This is a genomic window from Bradyrhizobium sp. 26S5 (genome assembly GCF_036923295.1).
Taxonomy (GTDB): Bacteria; Pseudomonadota; Alphaproteobacteria; order Rhizobiales; family Xanthobacteraceae; genus Bradyrhizobium; species Bradyrhizobium septentrionale.
The window spans coordinates 3569851-3593459 of sequence record NZ_CP145948.1 but is presented as its reverse complement, the minus strand read 5'-3'; the positions used below and the strand labels follow the sequence as shown (position 1 = coordinate 3593459).

The 23609-nt window shown below is 65.3% G+C and carries 19 protein-coding genes and 1 pseudogene; 3 read left to right on the top strand and 17 right to left on the bottom strand.

The genetic code is table 11. The features are described from left to right. Nucleotides 1–111: 111 nt before the first annotated feature. Entirely contained in the window at nt 112–1464 is a 1353-nt protein-coding gene (locus V5279_RS16560) for an aminotransferase class III-fold pyridoxal phosphate-dependent enzyme (protein WP_338699084.1), read from the top strand. Here the strand turns inward: V5279_RS16560 and V5279_RS16555 are convergent. The 13 genes and pseudogenes from V5279_RS16555 to V5279_RS16495 form a co-directional block, all read right to left on the bottom strand. Beyond that, nucleotides 1450–1755 carry a hypothetical protein gene (locus tag V5279_RS16555; RefSeq protein WP_338699082.1) on the bottom strand — a complete coding sequence of 102 codons (306 nt, stop codon included), beginning with the start codon at nt 1753–1755 and terminating at the stop codon, nt 1450–1452. The two genes, V5279_RS16560 and V5279_RS16555, sit on opposite strands and share 15 nt — an antisense overlap. 8 nt (nt 1756–1763) lie before the next feature. Next, nucleotides 1764–3788 (bottom strand): tyramine oxidase, encoded by a 2025-nt coding sequence (locus V5279_RS16550; protein ID WP_338699080.1) that lies wholly within the window; start codon nt 3786–3788, stop codon nt 1764–1766. Between the two features lie 60 nt (nt 3789–3848). Continuing rightward, entirely contained in the window at nt 3849–4868 is a 1020-nt protein-coding gene (locus V5279_RS16545) for a branched-chain amino acid ABC transporter permease (protein ID WP_338699078.1), read from the bottom strand. Between the two features lie 5 nt (nt 4869–4873). Beyond that, on the bottom strand, nt 4874–5740 hold the full coding sequence (locus tag V5279_RS16540) for a branched-chain amino acid ABC transporter permease (RefSeq protein ID WP_338699076.1): 867 nt from the start codon (nt 5738–5740) through the stop codon (nt 4874–4876). A 14-nt stretch (nt 5741–5754) separates the two neighbouring features. After that, on the bottom strand, nt 5755–6453 hold the full coding sequence (locus V5279_RS16535; RefSeq protein ID WP_338699074.1) for an ABC transporter ATP-binding protein: 699 nt from the start codon (nt 6451–6453) through the stop codon (nt 5755–5757). Beyond that, nucleotides 6440–7171, bottom strand: a complete 732-nt coding sequence (locus V5279_RS16530; RefSeq protein ID WP_338699072.1) for an ABC transporter ATP-binding protein — start codon at nt 7169–7171, stop codon at nt 6440–6442. Before V5279_RS16530 ends, V5279_RS16535 begins: the two co-directional genes overlap by 14 nt. Before the next feature lies 1 nt (nt 7172). Further along, nucleotides 7173–8486, bottom strand: a complete 1314-nt coding sequence (locus V5279_RS16525) for an ABC transporter substrate-binding protein (protein ID WP_338699070.1) — start codon at nt 8484–8486, stop codon at nt 7173–7175. Nucleotides 8487–8578: 92 nt separating this feature from the next. Next, a complete protein-coding gene (locus tag V5279_RS16520; RefSeq protein WP_338699068.1) occupies nt 8579–9667 on the bottom strand; it encodes a GTP-binding protein in 1089 nt (362 codons plus the stop codon). Then, nucleotides 9667–11334, bottom strand: a complete 1668-nt coding sequence (locus V5279_RS16515; protein WP_338699066.1) for an amidohydrolase — start codon at nt 11332–11334, stop codon at nt 9667–9669. Before V5279_RS16515 ends, V5279_RS16520 begins: the two co-directional genes overlap by 1 nt. Before the next feature lie 249 nt (nt 11335–11583). Beyond that, nucleotides 11584–12585: a SphA family protein gene (locus V5279_RS16510; RefSeq protein ID WP_338699064.1), complete on the bottom strand. Its 1002-nt coding sequence runs from the start codon at nt 12583–12585 to the stop codon at nt 11584–11586. A 128-nt stretch (nt 12586–12713) separates the two neighbouring features. Further along, a complete protein-coding gene (locus V5279_RS16505) occupies nt 12714–13715 on the bottom strand; it encodes a helix-turn-helix domain-containing protein (protein ID WP_338699062.1) in 1002 nt (333 codons plus the stop codon). Between the two features lie 112 nt (nt 13716–13827). Continuing rightward, nucleotides 13828–15304, bottom strand: a pseudogene (locus V5279_RS16500) (gamma-glutamyltransferase family protein). Nucleotides 15305–16229: 925 nt separating this feature from the next. Next, complete coding sequence (locus tag V5279_RS16495; RefSeq protein ID WP_338699058.1) at nt 16230–16904, bottom strand: helix-turn-helix transcriptional regulator; 675 nt, start codon at nt 16902–16904, stop codon at nt 16230–16232. Between the two features lie 233 nt (nt 16905–17137). Here V5279_RS16495 and V5279_RS16490 point away from each other — a divergent pair, with 233 nt between their 5' ends. Beyond that, the gene (locus tag V5279_RS16490; RefSeq protein ID WP_338699056.1) at nt 17138–18340 is read left to right on the top strand and encodes a serine hydrolase; all 1203 of its coding nucleotides are present in this window, start codon (nt 17138–17140) and stop codon (nt 18338–18340) included. Nucleotides 18341–18363: 23 nt separating this feature from the next. Then, nucleotides 18364–19953, top strand: a complete 1590-nt coding sequence (locus V5279_RS16485; protein WP_338699054.1) for an ABC transporter substrate-binding protein — start codon at nt 18364–18366, stop codon at nt 19951–19953. A gap of 7 nt (nt 19954–19960) precedes the next feature. Here V5279_RS16485 and V5279_RS16480 read toward each other — a convergent pair whose 3' ends face one another. The 4 genes from V5279_RS16480 to V5279_RS16465 are packed head-to-tail and all read right to left on the bottom strand — an operon-like array spanning nt 19961 to nt 23607. Further along, complete coding sequence (locus tag V5279_RS16480) at nt 19961–21367, bottom strand: amidase (RefSeq protein WP_338699052.1); 1407 nt, start codon at nt 21365–21367, stop codon at nt 19961–19963. A 16-nt stretch (nt 21368–21383) separates the two neighbouring features. Next, nucleotides 21384–22145: an SDR family NAD(P)-dependent oxidoreductase gene (locus V5279_RS16475; RefSeq protein WP_338699050.1), complete on the bottom strand. Its 762-nt coding sequence runs from the start codon at nt 22143–22145 to the stop codon at nt 21384–21386. Nucleotides 22146–22187: 42 nt separating this feature from the next. Further along, a complete protein-coding gene (locus V5279_RS16470) occupies nt 22188–22898 on the bottom strand; it encodes an ABC transporter ATP-binding protein (RefSeq protein WP_338699048.1) in 711 nt (236 codons plus the stop codon). After that, nucleotides 22888–23607: an ABC transporter ATP-binding protein gene (locus V5279_RS16465; RefSeq protein ID WP_338699046.1), complete on the bottom strand. Its 720-nt coding sequence runs from the start codon at nt 23605–23607 to the stop codon at nt 22888–22890. Before V5279_RS16465 ends, V5279_RS16470 begins: the two co-directional genes overlap by 11 nt. Nucleotides 23608–23609 lie beyond the last annotated feature (2 nt).

Here is a 23609-nt window from a genome sequence, read left to right as displayed (position 1 = left end):
CGAGCGAAGTGGGTACCGGTTCGCGTGAAGAAAACGCGTCAAGACTAGAGTCTGGAGCCCCGTTCCGATTCCATCGGAACGGAAACGGCTCCAGCCGGACAGAGAGCGATCATGCGCGACAGAAACTTCCTGGTTGAGAACAACGCTAAGCCGATCTGGCACCCGATGGCCCATCCCGCCGAGATGCGGGCGCAGCCGCCGCGGATCGTGATGAAGGGCGAAGACGTTGAAGTCACCGATATCGACGGCAAGACCGTGATCGATGCAGTCGGCGGCCTGTGGAACGTCAATCTCGGCTACAGCTGCGATCCGATCAAGCAGGCGATCGCGGACCAGCTCAGCGCCCTGCCGTATTATTCGGGCTTCCGCGGCACCTCGAGCGGTCCCGCGATCGAGCTCGCCTACGAGCTCACCGAATGGTTCAAGCCGGAGGGCATGGTGCGCGCCTTCTTCACCTCGGGCGGATCGGACTCGGTCGAGACGGCGCTGCGGCTGGCGCGGCAATACTGGAAGATCAAGGGCCAGGCCGACCGCAGCAAGTTCCTGGCGCTGAAGAAGGGCTATCACGGCACCCATTTCGGCGGCGCCTCCGTCAACGGCAATACCAATTTCCGCCGCAACTATGAGCCGATGCTGCCGGGCGTGTTCCACATTCCCGCGCCGTCGACCTATCGCAATCCCTTCAACGAGACCGATCCCGCAAAACTCGCGCAGCTCTGCGCGGCGGCGATGGAGGAGGAGATCACATTCCAGAGCGCCGACACCATCGCTGCCTTTATCATGGAGCCGGTGCTCGGCGCCGGCGGCGTGATCGTGCCGCCGGACAGTTTTATGAAGCTGGCGCGCGAGATCTGCGACCGTCACGGCATCCTGATGATCGCGGACGAGGTCGTCACCGGCTTCGGCCGCACCGGCGCGTGGTCGGGCTCGCGACTGTGGGGCGTGAAGCCCGACATGATGACGATGGCCAAGGCGATCACCTCGGGCTATTTCCCGCTCGGCGCGACGCTGATCGGCGAACAGATCGCGGAGACCTTCGAGGCCGACACAAGCACGTTCGGCTCGATCGGCCATGGCTACACCTATTCGGGCCATCCGGTCGGCTGCGCCGCGGGCCTTGCGGCGCTGGCCGAGACGCGCCGTCTCAGGCTCGACGAGAATGCCGCGGCGCGCGGCAAGGAACTCGCCTCCGCGCTGGCGCAGCTCAAGGCCAAACATCCCCTGGTCGGCGACGTCAGGGGCAAGGGCCTGATGGCCGCGCTCGAATTGGTGGCCGATCGCGCCAGCAAGAAGCCCGCGGACAAGAAGACGATGGCGAAGGTCGCCGACAGTGCCTACGAGGCCGGCGTGATGCTGCGCGTCTCCGGCAACAACCTGATCCTGTCGCCGCCCCTCATTCTCACCACAGCCGACGTGTCCCGGATCGCCGAGGGGATCGACGCCGGCCTCTCAGCGGCCGGCTGACAGCGCACTGACACAGGCCATGGCGCGCTCGAACGGCGCGCCGTCCTTCTCATTGTGATCAAGGCAATCGGCCAGCGATGCCGCGGACATGCGCTGGTCGGTGCAGAAGATCCGCATGAAGTCGGCCGCCAGCGCGACCTTGCGCGGGGCGGATTGCCGCTCCCAGTCGTTGCTGCTCAGATAGAGCAAGGATGCATCATCAGCGCTGCTTTCGGCCGCTGCGCCGCGCGCGGCCGACTGTGCCGCCAACAACGCCAGCACGGCGCCGGCGACCACAGCGATGCGATCCACACGCCCGCTCATTTCGTACCTTTGGTCGTGTCCTTGGCCTCGACCGCCGGCGGCACGTCGAGCGCCGGATTGCGATCGAAGAAGTTGAACGGACGCAGCCGGAAGCCGTGCCACAGGCCGGGCATCACGGGCCAATCCTCGGCGCGCGGCACGTGGCGGAAGCCGACCGTGTACCACAGCACGAGGTCGCGGTCCTCGATCGGCCGCTTCGCCGCGGTCCATTTCGGCAGGCCATCGACATCCGCATTTCCGTTCGGATACATGCCCGCCGCGTATCGCTCGTCCTTGGCGTAGGCCGAACTCCACAGCGTGTAGGCGCTGAAGCCTGCGCGGAGCTGGATCGGATCGTCATTGGCGAGCAATGAGACGTCGGAGTGACCGGGCATCAGCTGATAGCTGGTGCGATATCCCTGTTTGTTGGTCTTGCCCGTGCTCTCGACCCTGAACTGCGCCGCGTTCAGCGGCATCGTGATCGGCCCCTCGGTCGCGACCGGCTTGCTCTCGACCTGCCAGAGGCTCTTGCGCTGGCCCTGCTCCAGCCGCCGGACGCTGAAGCGATCCTCGACCAGCCGGTTCGGGGTGCCGTCGACGTCCATGTCGATCCGGAACGTCATGTAGTGATCGTGATTGACCGCAAGCAGCCGCTCGTCGATCAGCGTTCCATAGGCTGTATCCTGCGCGGCCGTCGGGTCGCTCAGGTTGCGGCTCGCCACGCCCTTGGTTGCATCGATGCCGTAAGCACCGAGTCTCACGTCGATGTTGCCGGCGCGGTCGAACACATAATCCACCAGATAATCGTAGTTCCCGACCACCGGCGCCATCCGCACCACCAGCTCGTTGTTCGGCCGCACCTCGGCGGTATTGTTGATCAGCTCGCTGTGGCGCCAAATCGGATCGCCGGTCGGGCGCTCGAAGATGCAGACCGCTCCCTTGGAGACCACAGGCATGCCCTTGGTGTCCGAGATCGTCAGGTCGAGGAAATGCGCGCCTTCGGGGCAGTCGGCACCGGGCTGCAATTCGCTGGAGAGCACGCCAAAACCGTATTCGCCGATATCCATGTAGGCGCGGAACGACCAGGTCTCGGCCGGATCCATGTAGGGCACGAACATCTCGCTCGCCGAGATCTGGTAGGCGATGTCGCGCAACGTGCCGTGATCGTCGTAGCGGATCAGCGACAGCACCGCGCCGACGCGCGGCTCGAGCCGGACATGGAACGACCAGTTGTCCCAGCGCACCTGGCCGCTCTCCACTTTCACGTTGCTGCCCTGGGGCGCTGTGATTTCGATCGGCTTCGGCGGCTTGCGATATTTTCCGGAGTCGGCATAGGCGTGCGACGGCGTCTGCGGCGGCGGTGGCACCACGCCGAGATCGGTCACCGACAGAACCGTCTTGCTCTTGAGATCGACCTGGGCGAACAGGTTCTCGATCGGCTTGCCCCAGAGATTGTTGGCGGCGCCCGAGGTATCGACGCAGGGAACGTTGAGCAGGCGGCGGCCTTTCATGGCGGGATCGGTCACCGGACCGACCGTCAGCGGCAGGCACAGCACGTTGCGGAAATCGGTGATGCCGCGCTTCGCCATCGCGGCGACCCAGCGCGGGTCCTGCTTCGGCAAATCGCCGGCGGACATCAGTTCGTCGATCGTCAGCGCGGCCTCATGATCCCTGACCTCGTCCCAGCCGAGCAGGCTCCGCGCGGCGAGATCGATGTGCGCTTCATAGAGATGCCCGCCGCTCAGCAGCGTCGCGACGGCACGGCGCGCGAACGGCTGTCCGGGCCGCCACGCCCGCACCTCGTCCTTGGGATCCTCCTCAATCGTCATCGAGACGACGCGGGTGGCGTCGTCGAACTTGCCGGCAGCGCGGAGGATGTCGGAGACGGAGCGGATCTCGTCCGTGGTGAGCCCGTCCATCGGGTGCATGGCGGCGACCTGCGGCCACATTCGGCGCTCGGCCCGCGCGGGCGGCGGCGCCGCCAGCGTCACCGCAACCAGACCGGCCAATGCCCATCCGCCAACCCGCGATATCAGCGCCATTGCGCCCTCTCCTCAAAACTGGAGCCGCCAGAATACAAGCAACGGCGACGGCGTGAAGCCTTATCCAGCCACCTGCTCCGAAGGCCCCGGCTCGATCGCGGCCCCGGCGGGGCGCGGCGAGGTGCGGTGCACGTCCAGCAACCGCACGCCGAGGCGGTCGCGCAGGACCGGCCAGATGCCGCGCGGCGCCACCATCATCACGACAACGGCGATGATGCCGAGCCCGACCAGATACCAGCCGCCGGACAGTCCGAGCGGTCCGGTCATCAATTCGCGCAGGCCGAAGAAGATGATGACGCCCAGGATCGGCCCTTCCAGGGTTCCGATGCCGCCGATGATCACGATGAACATCATGTAGACCGACCAGTTGACGTCGAATGCCGCGAGCGGCGCGATGAACAGATTGCCCATGAAGCTCAACGCACCGGCCAGTCCGCATCCGGCCGCCGAGAGCACGAAGGCAACGAAGCGGTTGTGCCGGACGTCGACGCCGACGCTCATCGCCGCGAGATCATTGTCGCGCACGCTCATCAGCCCGAGCCCGAAGCTCGAGGTCATCAACCGGTACAGCGCTCCGATGGTCAGAAGCGTCAGACCGCCCGCGAGCCAGAACAGGGTCGGCTCGAACCAGTCGAAATCGATCAGCTTGCTGGTGGCGAGCGGCAGCCCGGAGGTGCCGCCGACCGCCTGCGATTTCATGGTGAAGGCGCCGATGATCTCGGCGAACACCCACATCGCGATCGAGAAATAGGCGTCGCGCAGCCGGAACAGCGGAAAGGCGATGATGGCGGAGACCGCAGCGGCGACCAGCGGCGCGATCGGCAGGACCCAGATCGGCGTCACCCCGAGCCAGCTAGATGTCAGGAACAGCGCGTAGGCGCCGAAGGCGATGAAGACTTGGTGGCCGAGCGACACCAGCCCGGCATAGCCCGCCAGCAGGTTCCACATCTGCGCCATGGTCAGCAGCAGCAGGCACTCGGTCGCGAGCCGCAGAACGCCTTCGTTCAGCACGAAGGGGGCACCAGCGATCACCGCGACGAGAGCGACGGCGCTGGCCAGCAGAATGGTCCGTGTCGGCATCGGGATCATACCCTGCTCGACACCAGGCCCGACGGCCGGATCAGCAGCATGATGAAGAACAACAGATGCGCATAGAGCAGCCCCGCATTTGGATCGATCTTCAGCCCGATCAATTGCGCCATGCCGAGCGCGACGCCGCCCAGCAGCGCGCCCCAGAACGAGCCGAGCCCGCCGAGCACCACGACCTCGAACGCGATCAGGAGGCGTTCGGCGCCGGAGAACGGCGTGAAGCTCGAACGCACCGCGAGCAGCACGCCACCGATCGCGCCGAGCGCCAGCGACAGGCCCATCACATAATTGTAGACCCGGTCGGGCTTCACCCCGGACAGCCGGACGATGTCGCGGCGGTCGGCGGTGGCGCGCACGATCCGCCCGAACTCGGTATGGCGCAGGATGAGCTGCAGCGTCATGAACAGCAGTGCGGCGAGCACCAGCGTCAGCAGCGGCATGATTCCGATATTGAGGCCGGCGATTTCGAGGCTGGCGCGGGAGAGTTCGCCGACCTGCAGGCTGCGCACGTCGGCGCCGAACACCTCGACCATCACGTTGCGAAGGATCACCGAGACGCCGAAGGTCAGGAGCAACGGCGACAGCGGATCGGGCGAGGTCACGACGCGGTTGACGATGACAGCCTGGTAGAGCCATCCAACGCCGAACGACAGCGCGATCACCGGGATCAGCATCAACAGCGGCGGGACCTGCGGAAACAGATTGGCGAGCAGCACGGCGCAGAACGCACTCAGCACCATGAACTCGCCGTGCGCGATGTTGACGACACGCATCACGCCGAACACCAAGGCGAGGCCGATGCCGAGCAGCGCGTAGAGCCCGCCCAGCAAGGCACCGTTGATCAATGTCTCAACCCAGATCATGTTTCATCAGTCTTCTAGTTGCCGAAATAGGCATGCGTCAGCTGTTCGGGCTGCAGTCCCTGCGCCGGGCCGGTCAGCGACACCCGCCCCTTCAACAGGCAATAGATCCGTTCCGACGCCGCGAGCGCGCGGTTGACGTCCTGCTCGACGAGCACGACGGCAGTGCCCTCGCCGCGAATGTCGGCAAACGAGCGATAGATCTGCTCGACCATCACAGGCGCGAGCCCGAGCGAAATCTCGTCGCACAACAGCAGCCGCGGGTTCGACATCAGCGCGCGGCCGATCGCGGCCATCTGCTGCTGGCCGCCGGAGAGCTGGCCGGGAAACATCCGCCGCCGCTCCTCTAGGATCGGGAACAGGTCGAACACCCGCCGCAGCGTCCAGCTGCCCTTGCGCCGGTTCACCGTGCCCATCAGGAGGTTCTCCTCGATGGTCAGCGAGTCGAACAAGAGCCGGCCCTCGGGCACCATGATGAGCCCGAGCCGCGAGACGTCCTCGGCCGGCATCTGCGAGATATCGACGCCGTCGAAATGCACCGAGCCCTTGCGTTCGTCATTCAAGCCGACCAGCGCCTTCAGGAACGTCGACTTGCCGGCGCCATTGGCGCCGACCAGCGCCACCGCCTCGCCGTCGGCGACGGTGAAGTTCATGTCGAACACAGCCTGGAGATCGCCGTAGAAGATCTGCAGGCCGTCCACGTCAAGCAACGCCATCAGCCTTCAATCCCATGTAGATTTCGCGCACCACCGCACTGTCCATGACATCGGCCGGCCGGCCCTCCAGAACCTTGCGGCCGAAATCGAGCACCAGGATGCGATCCGACACCGCGCGCAAGGCGTGCGGAATGTGCTCGATCCAGATCATGGCATGATCTGCTTTCACCGATTGGATGATCGCGACAAGGCGCTCGACCTCGGGCTCGGTCAAGCCGGCGGCGATCTCGTCGAGCAGGATCAGCTTCGGCTTCGAGGCCAGCGCCTTGGCAAATTCCAGCCGCTTGCGGTCGATCAGCGGCAGCGCGCCCGCAAGCTTGTCCGCCTTGGCGTCGAGCCCGGTCCGCTGCAACACCTGCATCGTCCAGGCGCAGGCTGCATCGCCATGCAGGCCGGCGCCGTAGGACGCAGCCACCAGCGCGTTCTCATAGACCGACAGATGCGGAAACGGCTGCGGGATCTGGAACGCCCGCCCGAGCCCCATCCGCGCCCTCCGGTGCGGCGGCAGCCCGGTGATGTCAGCGCCATCGAGCATGATCGAGCCGCCGTCGGCCGCAAGCAGGCCGACGATCAGGTTGAGCAGCGAGCTCTTGCCGGCGCCGTTCGGGCCGATCACGCCGAGACATTCGCCGCGCGCCAGCTCGAAGCTGACCCCGTCGGCGACCACGATCTCGCCGAAGCGCTTCGACAGCCCGCTGACGCGCAGAAGCGGTGCCATCTCAGGCCAGCTTGGAGAGCAGCGCGAGATCGGCCTGCTTCGGGATGAACGGCGCGGTGCCGTTGTGCACGATCAGCAGTTCGTATTTCGATTTGCCGCCCTTGGTCTTGCGCCACTGCCCGCCCGACAGCGAGGTCACCGCGACGCTCTTGATCGGGCTGTCCTTGAACTTGACCCGGCCGACGACGGTCTCCATGTCGAGGCCGGCGATCGCATCGCGCAGCGAGTTCTTGTCCTTGGGATCGCTGTTCTGCAGCGCCGCCAGCGCGACCTCCCAGAGCGCGTGGGCATAGCCGATCGGCTGGGTCCATTGCTTGCCGGTGGTCTTCTCCCACTCCGCGGCGAGATCGCCGGCGCTCTGCCCGGTCAGCGACGACTTGAACGGATAGGCCGGCGTCCACCACACTTCGGTCGACATGCCGTCGCCGCGATCGCCGAGCGCATTCACCGCGCTCGGGAACAAAAAGGCCGCCGCCACCGTGCAGATCTGCGGCTTGAAGCCGGCCTGGGCCGCCTGATTCCACAGCGTCACCCAGTGATTGCCGTAGGTGAAGCCGGAGACGATATCGACGCCGTTGTTCTTGAACGCCGAGACCTGATTGGTGAAGTCGTCGGTCGCGATCTGGAATTTGCCGGCAGAGAATTCCTGATAGCCGGCCTGCGCGATGCCGCCGGGCAACCCGACCTTCGGATCGGAGAACGCCTGTCCGGCCGGGTTGTCGATATAGAGCGTGCCGACCTTCTTGTTGGTGTCGACCGATTGCCACATGCCGAGGAAGTTCTTGACGACGTCGTCGGCGCCCCAGAAGAAATGGAAGCTGTAGGGAAAGCCCTTGTCCGGCGTCGACTTGCGCGGGAACATCCAGCCCTGCCACGGCACCATGGTCGAGATCGAGGGGATCGACCGGGCGTCCGACAGCTCCTGCACCGGCGCCTGGGCGTCGCCGTCCTCGACCAGGATGAGATCGCATTTTTCGCGCAACACCAGTTCGCTCGCGACCACCGACGAACGGTTCGGATCGGACTGGTTGTCCTTGAACACGAATTCGATTTGATAGGTCTTGCCGCCGATCTTCAGGCCGTCCTTCACGCGCGCCTTGATGCGCTCGTGGATCCAGGTGTCGGGCTCGGCGAACGGCGCGCGGACGCCGGACAGGCATCCGACCCAGCCGATCTTGATCGTATTGCTCGCGGCGCGCGCGATATTGACCAGCGGCACGTTCATGGCAGACACGAGTCCGGAGGCGCCGGCCGCCTTCAACAATGTCCGCCGGTTGAGCCGGCCGGACGAGTTCGTCTTTGAATTCTCGGTCATGTCCCTCTCCCTGAAACAAACTCTGAAGTAAGCTGGCTTTCTTTGAGCATGATCTTTTCGGAAAACCGCTTCACACTTTTCCGGATCATGCTCTAGGCCGCCGATCGCTGGATCGCCGCGCGGCTCACGGCTGCGAATTTGCACAATGTGTTTTCGATGATCTGGCGCGGGATGCCGCGCACGATGAAGACGAGCCGCGAGCGCCGGTCGGCCGACGGCCAGCCGCCCAGCGTGATCGGCGGATGGAAGACATGCTGCACGCCATGCACCACAACAGGCGCATCGGGCTGTTCGGCGATATGCACGATGGCCTTGAAGCGCAGCAGGTCCTCACCTTTGAGCGCCGCGACATAGTCGAGCCAGCGCGCGAACGCGTCGCGCTGGATCGGCTCGTCGATAACAAGGCTGTAGGACGACACGCCTGCGTCGTGCGTGTGGTGGCTATGGTGGCCGCATTCATCGCCATCACAATGGTGATCTGCATGGTCGTGCGGCGCGTTGGCCGCCTGCGAGGCCAGATCGAACCAGCGCACGACATCGGCTGAGCGGGCCGACGGATCGAACAGCCCGGCATCGAGAACCTTTGCCGGATCGACGGTCCCGTTCCGGACGCGATGGCGCGTCGCCACCGGGTTGAGCGCCGCTATCAGCGCGTCGAGCCGCGCCAGCGCATCATCGGCAGCGAGATCGGTCTTGGTGACCAGCAGCCGGTCGGCAACCGCGATCTGCCTGACGGCCTCGCTGTGCGACTCGAGCGTGTGCGCGCCATTGACCGCATCGACGGTCGCGACCACGCCGTCGATCCGGTAGCGACCAATGACATCGGGCGCCGTCATCAGCGTGTGCAGCACGGGCACGGGATCGGCGAGCCCGGTGGTCTCGACCAGCACGCGGTGGAACGGCGGGATTGTCCCGGCGGCACGACGCGCTGCGAGATCGGCCAGCGTCTCGATCAGATCCTCGCGCACCGAGCAGCAGATGCAGCCATTGTCGAGCAGCGCCAGGCGGTCCTCGCTGCTTTCGACCAGCAGATGATCCAGCGCCACCTCGCCGAACTCATTGATGATGGCGACAACGCCGCCAAGCTCCGGCTGGCGCAGCAAATGGTTCAGCACCGTGGTCTTGCCGCTGCCGAGGAAGCCGGTCAGCACCGTGACCGGGATCTGATCCACTGCTCCCATCACGTACCCCGCTCGAAGACCTTGCGGCCCTCGAAGAAGGTCATCTCGACGCGCGTGTCGGCCAGCTGATCCGGCGGGATGTCGAAGATCATCTGGTCGAGCACGATCAGGTCGGCCGATTTGCCCACCTCGATCGAGCCGATTGACTGGCCGAGCCCGGCCGCGCGCGCGGCATCGATGGTGTAGATGTCGATCACGGTGGCGAGATCGAGCGCCTGCTCGGCCCACAGCGACTTGCCGGGAAAATCCCCGGTCGGATTTTGCCGGGTCACCATGCCCTCGATGCCCTGCCAGGGATCCGGGATCGGGATCACCGGCCAGTCCGAGCCGCCGGCCATCAGCGCGCCGGCCTCTTTCAAATCCTTGTTCGGCCAGAAGCGCTGCGCCCGCTCCTCACCCATCGCGGCCTTGTGCGCCTCGAGGAAGATGGTCGGATACCAGATGATCGGCGACAGATCGGCCGCGACGCCGAGCTCGGCGAAGCGCGGGATGTCGTCGGGCGCGATGTAGCTCGCATGCGCGATCTGGTGCACCAGATGGGTCGGACCGTTGAAGCTGCGCACGACGTCGATCGCATCGAGCGCCTGCGTCACGGCGGCATCGCCGGCGCAATGGATCTTTGCGGCGAGCCCGAGCTTCTCGCAGCGTCCGAGCCAGCGGATCAGGTCCGGCACCGTCAGCATCGTCGAGCCGCGGAAGCAGCAGCCGCGCACGGGATCGGCGATGTAAGGCTCGTGGAACGCCGCGGTCTTGGCGCCGGGCACGCCGTCGAGGAACACCTTGACATAATCGGGCTTCACATGCGCGCCGCGATATTGTTCGCGCAGCGCGAACAGCTCCTCGCCGGCCTTGCCGAACATGAAGCCCGGCTCGACCACCGGCATCGCGCAGACCGCCCAGGCGGTGAGCTCCCCGCGGTCGTCGAGCCCCTTCAGCGCGGCCATGATCGGCTGCATGCTGGCGGCGTCGATGAAGGCGGTGACGCCATAGGTGTTGAGGACTCCGATCGAGCGCGCCACCGCCGCGCGGTCCATCTCGGCTGTGTAGTGCCCGGAGGCGGCGAGCGCCCGCTCGACCAGGCCCGAGGCGGCCTCGATCATGATCCCGGTGAGCGTCCCGCTTTTGAGGTCGCGGCCGATCTCGCCGTCGGTCGGGTTAGGGGAATCGGCCTGCACGCCGGCAAGCCGCAACGCCGCCGAGCTCGCCCAGCGATTGTGATAGCTGTCGTCGCGTAGCACCACGGGATGCCCGAGGCATGCCGCATCCAGCAGCGCGCAGGACTCCGCGGTGTTCATCTCGTTCAGCAGATTGTTGCCGAACTGCCCGCCGACGATCCAGGCGCCGGGCGCCGCCGCCGACGCCGCCTTGTGCAGGGTCTCGGCGATCCTTGGAATGCTGTCGGCGTTGGAGAAGCGCAGCTCGTAGAGATCGGCGTGCCCGCCCATCATGATGTGATTGTGGATGTCCACGATGCCCGGCATCGCCATCCGGCCGCCGAGATCGACGGTCGCGGTCCCCTCGCCGACCAGCTCCGCAACATCGCATTCGTCGCCCACGGCGATGAACCGGCCGGCCTTGACCGCCGCGCAGGTCGCCCAGGGCAGCTCACGGTTCGACGTGTAGATCCGGCCGTTGCGGAAGACCGTGTCGGCGAATGTCCTGCTCATACGGATCAACTTCTCGGTTGGGAAAGCCTGTAGCGATCAGCCTTTCGCCGCGCGGTGCGTAGGGCTGAACCGCGCACGACGCCGGCATGATGGCCGAAGGTTCGGCATGTCGGCGTCTGGAACAATCCACCGTCCGGTGGATGCTACGGGCCTGCCGGGCTCAGGTGATGAAAACGGGCAGCCATCGGGGAGCCGCGCGATCAACGCGGCTCCTTTTGATCTGCCTGGCGGGATACGTCGGCGCTTTCGCTACTTGGTGAACATCGGCCGCTTCGGCGGCCCCTCCGGGGCATCCGGTGCCCAGAGACGGAAGCTCAGATTGGCGAACACCGAGTTGCCCTTGGTGATCGACGCCGTATCAATTCCGGGCGGGCCGGCGGTGCCGCCGGAGGCGTTCGAGGAGAACTCGTGCGTTGCCCAGACGGTCAGCGCTGCCGGTCCGAAATTGTAGCCAACGAGGCCGCCGCCGGCCCAGATGTTATACCGGTTGACGTTGATCGCGCCGTTATAGAACGCGCTCGACGTGTCGTTGGTCACCTGCCCGGCGTAATAGGCGATGGGACCGACGGTCCAGTTGCCGATCGTCTTGGTGGCCGTGAACTCGGCGTGGAGGACGTCGCCGGAGCGATAACCGGTGATCGAATTGCTGGTATTGATCTCCTGAAACAGGTTCGCCGTCAGATTCCAGCCATCCTTCAGGTAGGACACCACGAACTCGGGCTGAAACGTCCACCAGGGATTGCCGACGTTGCTCAAGCCGGCCGGCCCGCTGATCGAGCCATTCGGCACATAGATGCCGAGTCCCGTCTTGATGAAGAAGCCGCTATCGCCGAGCTTCCAGCTCAGTTCGGCCGGCACAATGTAGGTGTTGTGCATGCCGGCCTGCTGGATGTTCACCGGCGAGCCGACGTCGGCCATGATCCAGGGCTGCACGATGACCGCATCGTAGGTTGCACCGAGGAACGTCCAGCCTGGCACCCACAGCAAGCCCGACGCCTCGACCGCCGCATGCACCGGCGTCGCCGCCCCACCGATATTCGGCGCGCCCGGCCCGACAATGTTCGATTGATAGGTGAAGACCTGATCGAAGCTATAAAGCCCGGGCGGCGGCGCGCCGGCCGTTCCGCCGCCGAGTGTGATGCCCGGCTTCTGCGCCCAACCCGCGTAACCGAACTCGAATGCGTTGGCTGATGTCATGCTCGCCGCTGTCACGGCAAGCGCCGCGGCCGTAAGTCGTCCGTTGAAGTTCATGTTGCCCCTCCGTCCCCGATATCGCTGCGCCGCGACGCGGCGCTGCAAATCCGGGCAAGCCTAGGAAAGCATCTCCGGCATGCGTTATCCGGAATCGGCAGGCCCGCCGAAGTGGCAATGAAAAAGTCCTAGCGTGGGGCGGAAAGCACGTTCTGAACGGTGCGCGAGGGCAATTCGCCAAACAGCAGCCGATAGTTTTCGGTGAAGCGGCTCCAGTGCCAGAAACCCCACCGCGCCGCCACATCGCCGATCGAGATCGGCCGGCCCGCCGCAGCAAGCGCACGCAACTCGCGGCGCACGGCGTTCAGCCGCAGCGTCCGCAGATATTGCGACGGCGTGAGACCGAGCGCATCCCGAAAGCAGGCCTGCAACGTCCTGCGGCTTACACCGGCGATGCGGCACAAATCGGCGATGTTGGGCGGATCGTCGACATGCGCGAACATGTAGTCGCTGACGCGATCGACCAGTCTCTTTTGGGCGGTCGCCGCCCTGACCTCGGCCCGCGACGTCTTCGACAGGATTTCGGCGAGCGCGCCGACCACCATATCCTGGAGTGATGCGCGCGTGCGACAAAACCCGATCGTCGTCTCAAGCTGATGACCTGGATCGCAGATTTCGCGAAAACCCTGTTGGAGCGCCGGCAATCCCGGCCCACCGAATGAATGGTGCGGTTGCCGATAGCCGGAAACGAGGTCCGCGGACTGCGTCTCGCCGAGCGCGTCCAGCGATGACGCAAGATGATCGCGCGCGATCGCAATCGATACGACGTCCAGCAGGGTCGGCGTCACCAGCGGCGGCAGATCGACGCCATCGTTGAGCAATACATCGGGAAACGCCAAGGAGCGGCCGTTGAAATGTCCGTCGCTTGACGCCGCCAGCGGCAGGCTGAACACCAGAGCATCCGGCCACGCCTTACCTTGCTTGATCAGCGCTTGCGTCGTGGTCTCCCTGACGATCTCAAGGCTCTCGAGCCGGATCCTCACCAGACGTCCGGCGAACCGTCCCGACGACACCTGATCCATGCGCAACTTCCAGCCACCGAACCGGCCGGCATGCTCCGCCGCGTCGGCGGACTCCCCCACCGACACGCCGATCACCCTGCCAGACTCTGCTTCGGAAATCGCTGCCATGAAGCGCTCCCCGACGCCGAGCTTCGGCGAACGCGGGGTGCAGCTACAATCAACCCTTGGATGGACGATTAATATCTTTCCAGAAATAATTCACGGCCACGGCCGAACTTGGTCAGAAGCCCAGCGCCAGACCGTCCTTGCGGTGATCGGAGGCACCAAACAGCACCCCGCGCGCATGGTCGATGCGGATCGCCTGGCAGCCGCCGATCGGCTCCTCGGAGAAGCGCGCATCGTGGCCGCGGGCGCGCAGCTCGTCGCGGATCGCGGGCGATATCGTCGTCTCCAGCGACAGCACGCCATCGAAGGCAAAGGTGCGCGGCGCCTCGGCCGCCGCCTGGATGTCCATCTTCATGTCAAAAATGTTCGAGAGCAGATTGGCATGACCCGCCGCCTGGTAGTGCCCGCCCATCACGCCGAACGACATCACGGTCTTGCCGTCCTTGCGGAGGAGGCCGGGGATGATCGTGTGCATCGGCCGCTTGCGCGGCCCGAGCGAATTCGGATGCCCGGGCCTGGCGCGGAAGCTCCAGCCGCGGTTGTGCAGCAGGACGCCCGACTTCGGCGCGTAGATGCCGCTGCCGAACGGATAGAACAGCGAGTTGATCAGCGAGACGGCATTGAGGTCGCGGTCGACCACGGTGACATAGACGGTGTCGCGGTGCTCGATATCATCCCAGGCGGCAGGTGTGGAGGCCCGCTTCATGTCGATCTTGCTGCGGATCGTCTCGATATAGTCATCGGCAAGAAATGCGGCCGGATCGACGTTGCTGACGGCGGGATCGCAGAAGAAGGCGTCGCGCGCCCGGTAGGCGGCCTTGGTCGCTTCGGCGAGCAGATGGATGCGATCGGCCTGCGCGAGCGCTGCGACGTCGAAGCCCGCGAGCGTCCGCAGGATCATCAGCGCCGCGAGCCCCTGCCCGTTCGGCGGACACTCGACCACGTCATGGTCATGATAGCGCGCCGAGATCGGGCGCACATAGTCCGAGGTCTGTGCGGCAAAATCCTTAGTGCTGTGGGCCCCGCCCAGCCCGCGCAAGATGCCGGCCATCTCGTCGGCGGCCTCGCCGGCGTAAAAGGCGTCGCGCCCGTGTTGCGCGATCTGGCGCAGGGTAAGGCCGAGCGCCGGTTGCGTACGGATGTCGCCAACATCTGGCGCCTTGCCACCCGGGAGGAACTGCGCCGCCGCATTGGCGTCGATCTCGATCCGGGCCCGAAAGCGGCGCCAGTCCTCGGCGACGCGCGGCGTGACACAAAAGCCTTGCTCGGCGGCTGTGATCGCCGGCCGGAAGATTTCTTCCAGCGACCTGCTGCCGTGGTCGGCGACCAGCCTGCACCACGCATCGATCGCGCCGGGTACGGTCACCGCTTCAGGCGCGGTCGGCGGAATGTCGCGCGCGCCGCTCGCGGCAAATTTCTCTGCATCGGTGCCTTCAGGCGTGCGGCCCGAGCCGTTCAGCGCGATCGCCGGCCCTCGGCGAAACCAGCGCAAAGCAATCGCCGCCGATCCCGGTCATCTGCGGCTCGACCACGCCCTGCACCGCGACCGCCGCGACCGCGGCATCGACCGCGTTGCCACCGGCCTTCAGCATCTCGACCGCGGCGAGCGTCGCCTGCGGGTGCGAGGTTGCGGCCATGCCACGCTCGGCAACCGCCACCGAGCGACCGATGGCCATGAAATCACGCATGTCGGATCCTCTGATGTTGCGAGCGGCAGCCGCTCGCCAACATTGTCGAAAACGACACCGGTCCTTGGGGAACTTTCGGCCTGCGCGGGCGGGTGCAGCAATCAACCGTACGGTGGATCGGGTGACGCGGACGAGGCCGGCCTGCGGCTGCGCGCTTGCCGCGTGCGACAAAACAACCCGACGGGCAACTCAGCAAAACGCGTCAAGCCCTCGCAGCAAAAATATTTCGGTTTATCGGAATTGCAACTCAGTGTATGGTTCGCCCGTCTCACCCGATCGAGGGGCGCTTCGCGGTCGTCACGAACGCGGTGTGGGATGCGGTGGACGCTGAGATCACGACGGACGAAGCGTGATTGAGGCGGACGGTGAAGTCGTGTGGTCCTGACGCCCTAGCGGCCGGTGTCCCCTTGCGAAACGCGAATGCGTTTCTGCGAAGGCGGTGACAAACAAGCCCAGTCTCGCCGGGGAGAGCACGAAGTAAGCCGTAACCCATCGCGCAGGGAAAGCCGGAGTTCCTGGTTACACCTGTGGTCCTACCCCCGAGCTTTCTACCCTTTGCTCGGGGCCCATGGGTGCGATCGGCACCCGGCTTTCCCTGCGCCCTCTGCGAGAGGAGGGCGGAACGAGAAGCAAAGCTCGGACGATTCATGTCGCGAGAATGCGAAGCTGTGTCCCCACCCACACTGTCATCGCCCGGCTCGACCGGGCGATCCAGTACGCCGCGGCCTCTCGGCTCAAGCACCGGCGTCTCTGGAATACTGGATCACCCGCTTGCGCGGGTGATGACACCGAACTAGCTGTTTGGCAGTTGAATCACAGCGCCCGCGGCCTAATGCGGCCGCGACATCAGCGCGACAACCGCCGAGCGGGTCTCGACGCCGAGCTTCTCGAAGATATGGATCAAATGCGTCTTCACCGTCGCGAGACCGATGCTCAGGCACTCGCCGATCTCGCGATTGGTTCGGCCGCAGCACAGCAGCTCGACGACCTCCATCTCGCGCGAGGTCAGTCCGTAGCGCGGCGGCTCGTCGGCATTGGACGACAGGCGGCTGGTCAGGTTGAACTCGAGATAGTCGTGGATCTTCTCGGCGATGTGCATGCTGCCGTCCGGAATCGCGCAGCCCGGCGCCCAGAGCACGCTCATTCCGGCCACGATCCGGTCGTTGCGGCGGAAGAAGAACTCGATCATGTCGGCGACGCCGCATTGGCCGGCGAAGGCGCGGTAGGTCGCCGCCTCCTGGGTCGCGCATTGATCGAGGGCTGTGCTCAGCCGCGCAATCGGCCGGTTGCTCGCCGAGCGCGGATGCAGCGGATCGAGCCGGTTCATGCCGGCAAGATACTGATCGTGGAAGCTCGGCGGCACGTTGCTGCTGAGCACGAAGCGGTTGAGGGTGAGGTTGCCGTCGACCTCGTAGAACGCGGTCGCGGACCCCTCGAGAATGCCGCGCGCGAACTGAATGGCCTGCGTGGTCGCCGGATCCGGTCGGCCCAGAAGCGCGATCATGACCTACCTCCCGATGTTTCCCGATGGCGGACGTCTGCGCGTCGCATGCTCGGCACGCTGGGACAGACGCAGGGCTTAGTCAAGCAATTTGCGGGCCAAGCCCGCGCCACGCACATCCTTGAAACGGTTACACCGGGGTAACCCGGCGGCCACCTCCACCATCCGGTTGATTGCGAGCGGCGCGGCGCATGCGGAACTTTCGTGAAACTTCCAATGGCATTGCTGGATCAACAATGAATTCGCGTCGCATCATGGCCGCCTTCCCTCCGGCGGCCGACGAACAAGTCACGCTGGCCAATTGGCGTCAGCATCCCTACAGCGAATGGGCGTTCCGCAACGTGCGCGAGCTCTTGCCCACCGCAAACATCGCGCGCGCCTCAGTGCCGGCGCCGCTGTCCTTTGCGCCGCGCTATCTCGACGACGTCAGCTTCGCAAACCCGCGCGGCGAGGCGGTCGGCGTCGGCCAGGCATTGCGCGCGAGCCACACCGACGGCATCGTGGTGTCGCATCGCGGCGAGATCGCGTTCGAATGGTATGCCCACGGCCTGACACCGGGCACCCCGCATTTGATCTTCTCGGTCAGCAAGTCGGTCGCCGGCACACTTGGCGGCATCCTGGCCGATCGCGGCAAGCTCGACCCCGACGCGCCGGTGACGCGCTACATCCCGGAGATGGAGGGATCGGTCTATGGCGACGGCTGCACGGTGCGGCATCTGCTCGACATGAGCGTCGGCATCTGCTTCGACGAGGATTACATGGCGCGCGACGGCGACGTCATCAACTACCGCCGCTCGACCGGCTGGGAGCCACCGGATCCAGCCATTCCGCCGAGCAATCTGCGCGACTACCTGCGCACGCTGCGGCCGAACGGCGCGCCGCATGGCCAGACCTTCCACTACGTCTCGACCAACACCGACGTGCTGGGCTGGGTCTACGAGCGCGCCTGCGGCATGTCCTATGCGAAAATCCTCTCCCACTATCTGTGGCAGCCGATGGGCGCCGAGCACGACGCCTACATCACGGTCGATTCCCGCGGTGCGGCCCGCGTCGCCGGCGGCGTCTGCGCGACATTGCGCGACCTCGCCCGTTTCGGCGAGATGATGCGCAATCACGGCATCAGCAACGGCCGACAGGTCGTGCCGGGATGGTGGATCGACGACATCAGGCACAACGGCAATGCCGAGGCGTGGTCGCGCGGCGACCTGACGAAGGTGTTTCCAAACGGCAACTACCGCAACAAGTGGTACACGCTCGACCGGCGCGAAGCCCCGTTTGCCGCAGTCGGCATTCATGGCCAGTGGATCTACATCGATCCGGTCAATGAAACCGTGATCGCGCGCGTCTCCTCGCAGCCGCTGCCGATGGATCTCGATCTCGATCACATGTGGATGCGCGGCTACCGCGCGATCGCGGCCAGGCTCAGCGGCCAGGCCTGACAGGTTTGCGACAGGGGGACATCATGGGACCATCGATCAACCGGCGCACCCTCCTGCAGATCGGCGCCGGCGCGAGCCTGGGCGTTGCGATGCCGCGCATCGCGCGGGCCAGCTCGAAAACCATCACTGCGGTGATGCATGCACCGCTGCGCGCCACCGACCCGATCATGACGACGGCGTGGACGGCGCGCAACCATGGCTACATGATCTATGACACGCTGTTCTCGACCAATTCGAAACTCGAGATCGAGCCGCAGATGGTCGAGGCCTGGGAGGTCTCGGCCGACAATCTGACTTACACGTTCCGTCTGCGCCCCGGCCTCAAATTCCATGACGGCAGCGCGGTGACGTCGGCCGACGTGATCCCCTCGCTGCAGCGCTGGGCCAAACGCGACACGATGGGCCAGAAACTGTTCGAGTTCGTCGTCGAGCTGAAACCGGTCGACGAGCGCACCTTCCGCATGGTGCTGAAGGAGCCGTGCGGCTTCGTGCTGGCGGCGCTCGGCAAGCCGACCGCCAACGTGCCCTTCATCGTGCCGGCGCGGATTGCCGCGACACCCGCCGACCAGGCCATCACGGATCATCTCGGCTCCGGGCCATTCCGCTTCGTGACGGCGGAATTCCAGCCCGGCGTCAAGGCCGCTTACGAGAAGAATCCCGACTACATTTCGCGCGACGAGCCATCCGACGGGACCGGCGGCGGCAAGGTCGTGAAAATCGGCCGCTACGAATGGATCAGCGTGCCGGATTTCCAGATCGCGACCAACGCGCTGATGAACGACGAGATCGACTATTTCGAAGTGCCGCCGCACGACCATCATGCGATGCTGGCGCGCGCCGCGAATGTCGAGCTGACCGATTACAATACGCTTGGATTTTCCGGCATGTGCCGGATGAACTGGCTGGTGCCGCCGTTCGACCGGCCGGAGATCCGCCAGGCCGTGCTGCACGCCGTGAACCAGAAGGACTGGCTCGACACCCAGATCGGCAATCCCGACTATTACAAGATCACGCCCGCGATCTTCATCGCCGGCACGCCGTTCGAAAGCGCGGTCGGCTGGTCGACCAAAGCCGATACGGCCAAGGCGAAGGAGCTGCTGAAGCAAGGCGGCTACAAGGGCGAGCCGATCACGATCCTGCACGCGACCGACGCGCCGATCATCACGGCGCTCGGCACCGTCACCGCCGAAGCGCTGCGCGCGATCGGCATGAACGTCAACCTGCTGGCGATGGACTGGGGGTCGGTGGTGGCGCGGCGCGCCAAGCAGTCGATGCCGGCCGAGGGCGGCTGGTCGCTCTACCACTCGACCTGGGCCAGCGCCGATTTGATCAATCCGATCGGCAACGCCTGCGTCAACGGCAAGGGCAAGAACGGCGGCTTCTTCGGCTGGGTCGAGGACGCCGAGCTCGAGCGGCTGCGCGACGGCTTTGCCCGCACCGCGGCGCCATCCGACCAGAAGGCGCTCGCCGACAAGATCCAGGCGCGCGCCTATGAGGTGGTCACCCACGTGCCCACCGGGCAATACAATCAGCCGGCCGCGACGCGGAAGGCGCTGAAGGACATCGTCCGCGCGCCGGTGCCGCTGTTCTGGAACGTCGACAAGACCGGTTGACGGCGCTTTATTCGACGGGCGGCCGCCGCGTGTGCCAATCCGTCACCGACTGGAACGCGCAACCGGCGCGGACCAGCAAATCTTCGGAGAGATGCGGACCGACCAGCTGCATGCTGAGCGGCATCTTGTCCGACGCCATGCCCATCGGCAGCGTGATGGTCGGGCTGCCCGAGAAGTCGAACACCGCGGTGAAACGCAGGATGCTCAACAACACCGTGGGATCGGCGCCGTATTCGCTCATCTTGGTGAGCGTCGGGATCGGCACCGGCATCGTCGGGATCAGCAGCAGATCGATATCCTCGAACATCGCAGCGAGGCTGCCGCTGAACTTGAGCCGTTCGTGATGGATCGCGGCAATATCGACGCCACTCACCGACCTGCCCTGCTCGATGACCTGGGCGAGATCCGGTCCGTATTCCGACTTCCGCGACGGGTAGGTGTCCAGATGCGCCTCAGCCGTCTCCACCGAGCACATCGGGATCCACTGGCTGACGAGCCTTTGATAAGGCGGGAAATGCACCTCACGGATGTCGGCACCGAGAGCGGCGAGCGTGCGCTCGGCTTCCAGCAAGGCGACCACGACCTGCCGATCGATGCCCTCCTGGGTGTACCTGCGATCGACGCCGATCCTCAAGCCCCTTATGCCGTCGCCTGCGCCGGCCAGATAGTTCGGCACCGGCGCCCGCAACGCAGTCGGGTCGTTGACGTCAGCGCCCGCGATGACGCCGAGCATCGCGCCGGCATCCGCAGCGCTGCGGCACATCGGTCCGACGTGATCGAGCGAATCCGCCAACGGGAAGATGCCGTGCCGGCTGACGCGGCCCCAGGTCGGCTTGATTCCGGTCAACCCGCAGGTTGCCGACGGAAACCTGATCGAGCCGCCGGTATCGCTGCCGATCGAGCCGTAGCAGAGGCCGGCCGACGTCGCGACACCGGATCCGGTCGACGAAGAACCGACCCAATAGTCCACATTCCACGGATTGAGTGGCGCCTGGTGGTCGGCGGGATGGTGGCTGGTATAGGCCCCCTCCGTCATCTTGAGCTTGCCGAGCGTCACCGCGCCGGCAAGCTCGAGCCGGTCCACGATCGTGGCATTGAAGGACGGCACGAACCTGGCGTGGATCGTCGTGCCGGCCGCCGTCGGCGCAAAATTCGTGTAGCAGAGGTCCTTCAACCCGATCGGAACGCCATGCAGCGGGCCGCGCCAGATGCCCTTGGCGATCTCTGCATCGTATTGCTTGGCCTGGGCCATCGCCCGCTCCGCGAGCACGAGCGCGTAGCCATGAAACTGGCCATCCAGCTTCGCGATCCGGCCCAGGATCGCCTCCGTGACCTCCGAAGGCTTCGCCTCCTTGCTGCGGAACAGCTCGGAGATCTCGGTGATGGATTTGTAGTGCAATGGATCCGCTGACATGTCGTTGTGGCCCCGGCTAGAACTGGACACCGCGCGTCAAGGCGCCGTCGACGACGAGGTTGGTCCCGGTGATGAAGCTCGCCGCCTTGCTCGCCAGGAACACAGCGGCGTTCGCCATCTCCTGCGGCGTACCCATCCGGCCGGTCGGGTTGAGCGCCAGCGCGGTCTTGTACAGTTCGGGATTACCGTCCTTGATCATGTTCCAGACGCCGCCCTCGAAATAGGTGTTGCCCGGCGACACCGAATTGGCCCGGATGCCCTTCGCGGCAAGCTGGTAGGCGAGGCCCTGCGTGTAGTGAATGATCGCGGCCTTGAACGTCCCGTAAGGACCGCTGGCAAAATCGACCTCGCGCCCCGAGACGCTGGAGATGGTGACGATCGCAGCGGCCGCGCTCTTCTCGAGATACGGCATCGCGGCGTTGACGAGCCGCACCGTCCCCATCATGTCGGTGGAGAATTCCTTCTCCCAGCTCCCCTCGTCCTGGCCGATCGAGAGCGCGCTGACATTGGCGACCACGACGTCGATGCCGCCGAGCTTGGACGCCATGTCAGCGACCCAGGCCTTCAGCGCCGGCCCGTTCGAGACGTCGACGGCACCGCCGAACGCGGCAACGCCCTTGGCCTTGATCGCAGTGACCGCGGCGTCGACGTCGCCCTGATTGCGCGCGCAGATTCCAACATTGGCGCCTTCGGCCGCGAACGTGTCGGCGATCGCCCTGCCGATGCCCTTGGTGCTGCCGGTGACGAGAACCTTTGCTCCCTTGAGTCCGAGATCCATGTTCATTCCCTCCATTTATTATCGATTGTCGAACGTGCGGTATCAAAGCAGCAGTTGTGCGCGAACAGTATCCGCGTTGACCTCCTCACCGGCCAGCGATCGGGTGATCTTGCCCTTTTCCATGATGTAGCAGCGCTGGGCGATCGCCAGGATGGTGTCGAGATTCTGCTCGACGAAGATGATCGTCGTCCCAAGCTCGTCCCGGAACGATTTCAGCGCCTCGCAAATGTGCTGCACGATCGACGGCTGGATGCCCTCGGAGGGCTCGTCGAGAATCATCAGCGACGGGTTGCCGATCAGCGCGCGGCCGATCGCAAGCTGCTGCTGTTCGCCGCCCGACATGGTGCCGGCGATCTGCCGCCGGCGCTCCTTGAGGCGCGGAAAATACGTATAGACGAGTTCCGGCAGCTTCTTGCCGTCGGGTCCGCCGATCAGCTCGCCGACCTGCAAATTCTCCTCGACGCTCATTTGCGGAAACACGTCGCGGCCCTGCGGGATGTAGCCGAAGCCGGCGCGCGCCCGCGCGTCTGCCTCGAGCTGCGTCACGTCCTGCTCCATGAAGGTGATGGTGCCGCGCCAGGTCTGCAGCAGGCCGATCAGGCACCGCATCAGGGTCGACTTGCCGACGCCGTTGCGGCCGATCACGCCGACGATCTCGCCGCGCGAGACCGACATGCTGACACCCTGCAGGATCGGCGTCGCGCCGTAGCCCGCCCAAAGTCCCGACACGTCCAGAATGCGATCAGTGGGCATGGGTCTTACCCAAATAGATTTCCGCGACCTTCTCATCTTCCAGGATGGCTTCCAGACTGCCGCGCGCAAAGATCTTGCCAAGATGCAGAACAGTGACGCGCTGCGCGACCTGACGTACGAACGCCATGTCGTGCTCGACGACCAGCACCGTCATGCCCTCGGCATTGAACGACTTGATCAGTTCACCGGTCTTGTAGGTTTCCTCCGGCGACATGCCGGCGGTCGGCTCGTCCAGCAGCAGGAGTTGCGGCTGCAACGCCAGCGCCATGCCGATCTCGAGCCATTGCTGCTGGCCGTGCGACAGCGCCCCCGCGAGCTTGCCGCTGTCGTCGGCCAGATTGAGCAGCGACAACAGCCGCTCCTCCTCGGCGCTGCGTTCAGCGCCCGAAAGCCGTTCCTGAAGCGCGATCTGGATGTTCTGCCGCACCGGCAGTTCCTTGAACACGCTCGGCGCCTGCATCTTGATGCTCATGCCGCGTTGCACCCGCGCGTAGGGACGCTCATTGGTGATATCGACGGAGTCGAAGAAGATGCTGCCCGCGGTCGGCGGGTAGAGGCCGACGATCAGCTTGAACAGCGTGCTCTTCCCGGCCCCGTTGGGCCCGATCAGGCAATGCACCTCGCCGACATTGACCGTCAGGTCGACGTCGGAGACGGCGGTCAATCCACCGAACCGCTTGGATATGCCTTTCACATCGACCAGTGCCATGA

Bases quoted from the DNA above. Each gene is read 5' to 3' on its own strand.
- V5279_RS16470 (WP_338699048.1), bottom strand. From the start codon at position 22,898: ATGCCCACTGATCGCATTCTGGACGTGTCGGGACTTTGGGCGGGCTAC.
- V5279_RS16545 (WP_338699078.1), bottom strand. From the start codon at position 4,868: ATGCCGACACGGACCATTCTGCTGGCCAGCGCCGTCGCTCTCGTCGCG.
- V5279_RS16530 (WP_338699072.1), bottom strand. From the start codon at position 7,171: ATGGCACCGCTTCTGCGCGTCAGCGGGCTGTCGAAGCGCTTCGGCGAG.
- V5279_RS16495 (WP_338699058.1), bottom strand. From the start codon at position 16,904: ATGATCGCGCTTCTGGGCCGACCGGATCCGGCGACCACGCAGGCCATT.
- V5279_RS16490 (WP_338699056.1), top strand. From the start codon at position 17,138: ATGAATTCGCGTCGCATCATGGCCGCCTTCCCTCCGGCGGCCGACGAA.
- V5279_RS16485 (WP_338699054.1), top strand. From the start codon at position 18,364: ATGGGACCATCGATCAACCGGCGCACCCTCCTGCAGATCGGCGCCGGC.
- V5279_RS16480 (WP_338699052.1), bottom strand. From the start codon at position 21,367: ATGTCAGCGGATCCATTGCACTACAAATCCATCACCGAGATCTCCGAG.
- V5279_RS16560 (WP_338699084.1), top strand. From the start codon at position 112: ATGCGCGACAGAAACTTCCTGGTTGAGAACAACGCTAAGCCGATCTGG.
- V5279_RS16540 (WP_338699076.1), bottom strand. From the start codon at position 5,740: ATGATCTGGGTTGAGACATTGATCAACGGTGCCTTGCTGGGCGGGCTC.
- V5279_RS16525 (WP_338699070.1), bottom strand. From the start codon at position 8,486: ATGACCGAGAATTCAAAGACGAACTCGTCCGGCCGGCTCAACCGGCGG.
- V5279_RS16550 (WP_338699080.1), bottom strand. From the start codon at position 3,788: ATGGCGCTGATATCGCGGGTTGGCGGATGGGCATTGGCCGGTCTGGTT.
- V5279_RS16475 (WP_338699050.1), bottom strand. From the start codon at position 22,145: ATGGATCTCGGACTCAAGGGAGCAAAGGTTCTCGTCACCGGCAGCACC.
- V5279_RS16535 (WP_338699074.1), bottom strand. From the start codon at position 6,453: ATGGCGTTGCTTGACGTGGACGGCCTGCAGATCTTCTACGGCGATCTC.
- V5279_RS16515 (WP_338699066.1), bottom strand. From the start codon at position 11,334: ATGAGCAGGACATTCGCCGACACGGTCTTCCGCAACGGCCGGATCTAC.
- V5279_RS16465 (WP_338699046.1), bottom strand. From the start codon at position 23,607: ATGGCACTGGTCGATGTGAAAGGCATATCCAAGCGGTTCGGTGGATTG.
- V5279_RS16510 (WP_338699064.1), bottom strand. From the start codon at position 12,585: ATGAACTTCAACGGACGACTTACGGCCGCGGCGCTTGCCGTGACAGCG.
- V5279_RS16520 (WP_338699068.1), bottom strand. From the start codon at position 9,667: ATGGGAGCAGTGGATCAGATCCCGGTCACGGTGCTGACCGGCTTCCTC.
- V5279_RS16505 (WP_338699062.1), bottom strand. From the start codon at position 13,715: ATGGCAGCGATTTCCGAAGCAGAGTCTGGCAGGGTGATCGGCGTGTCG.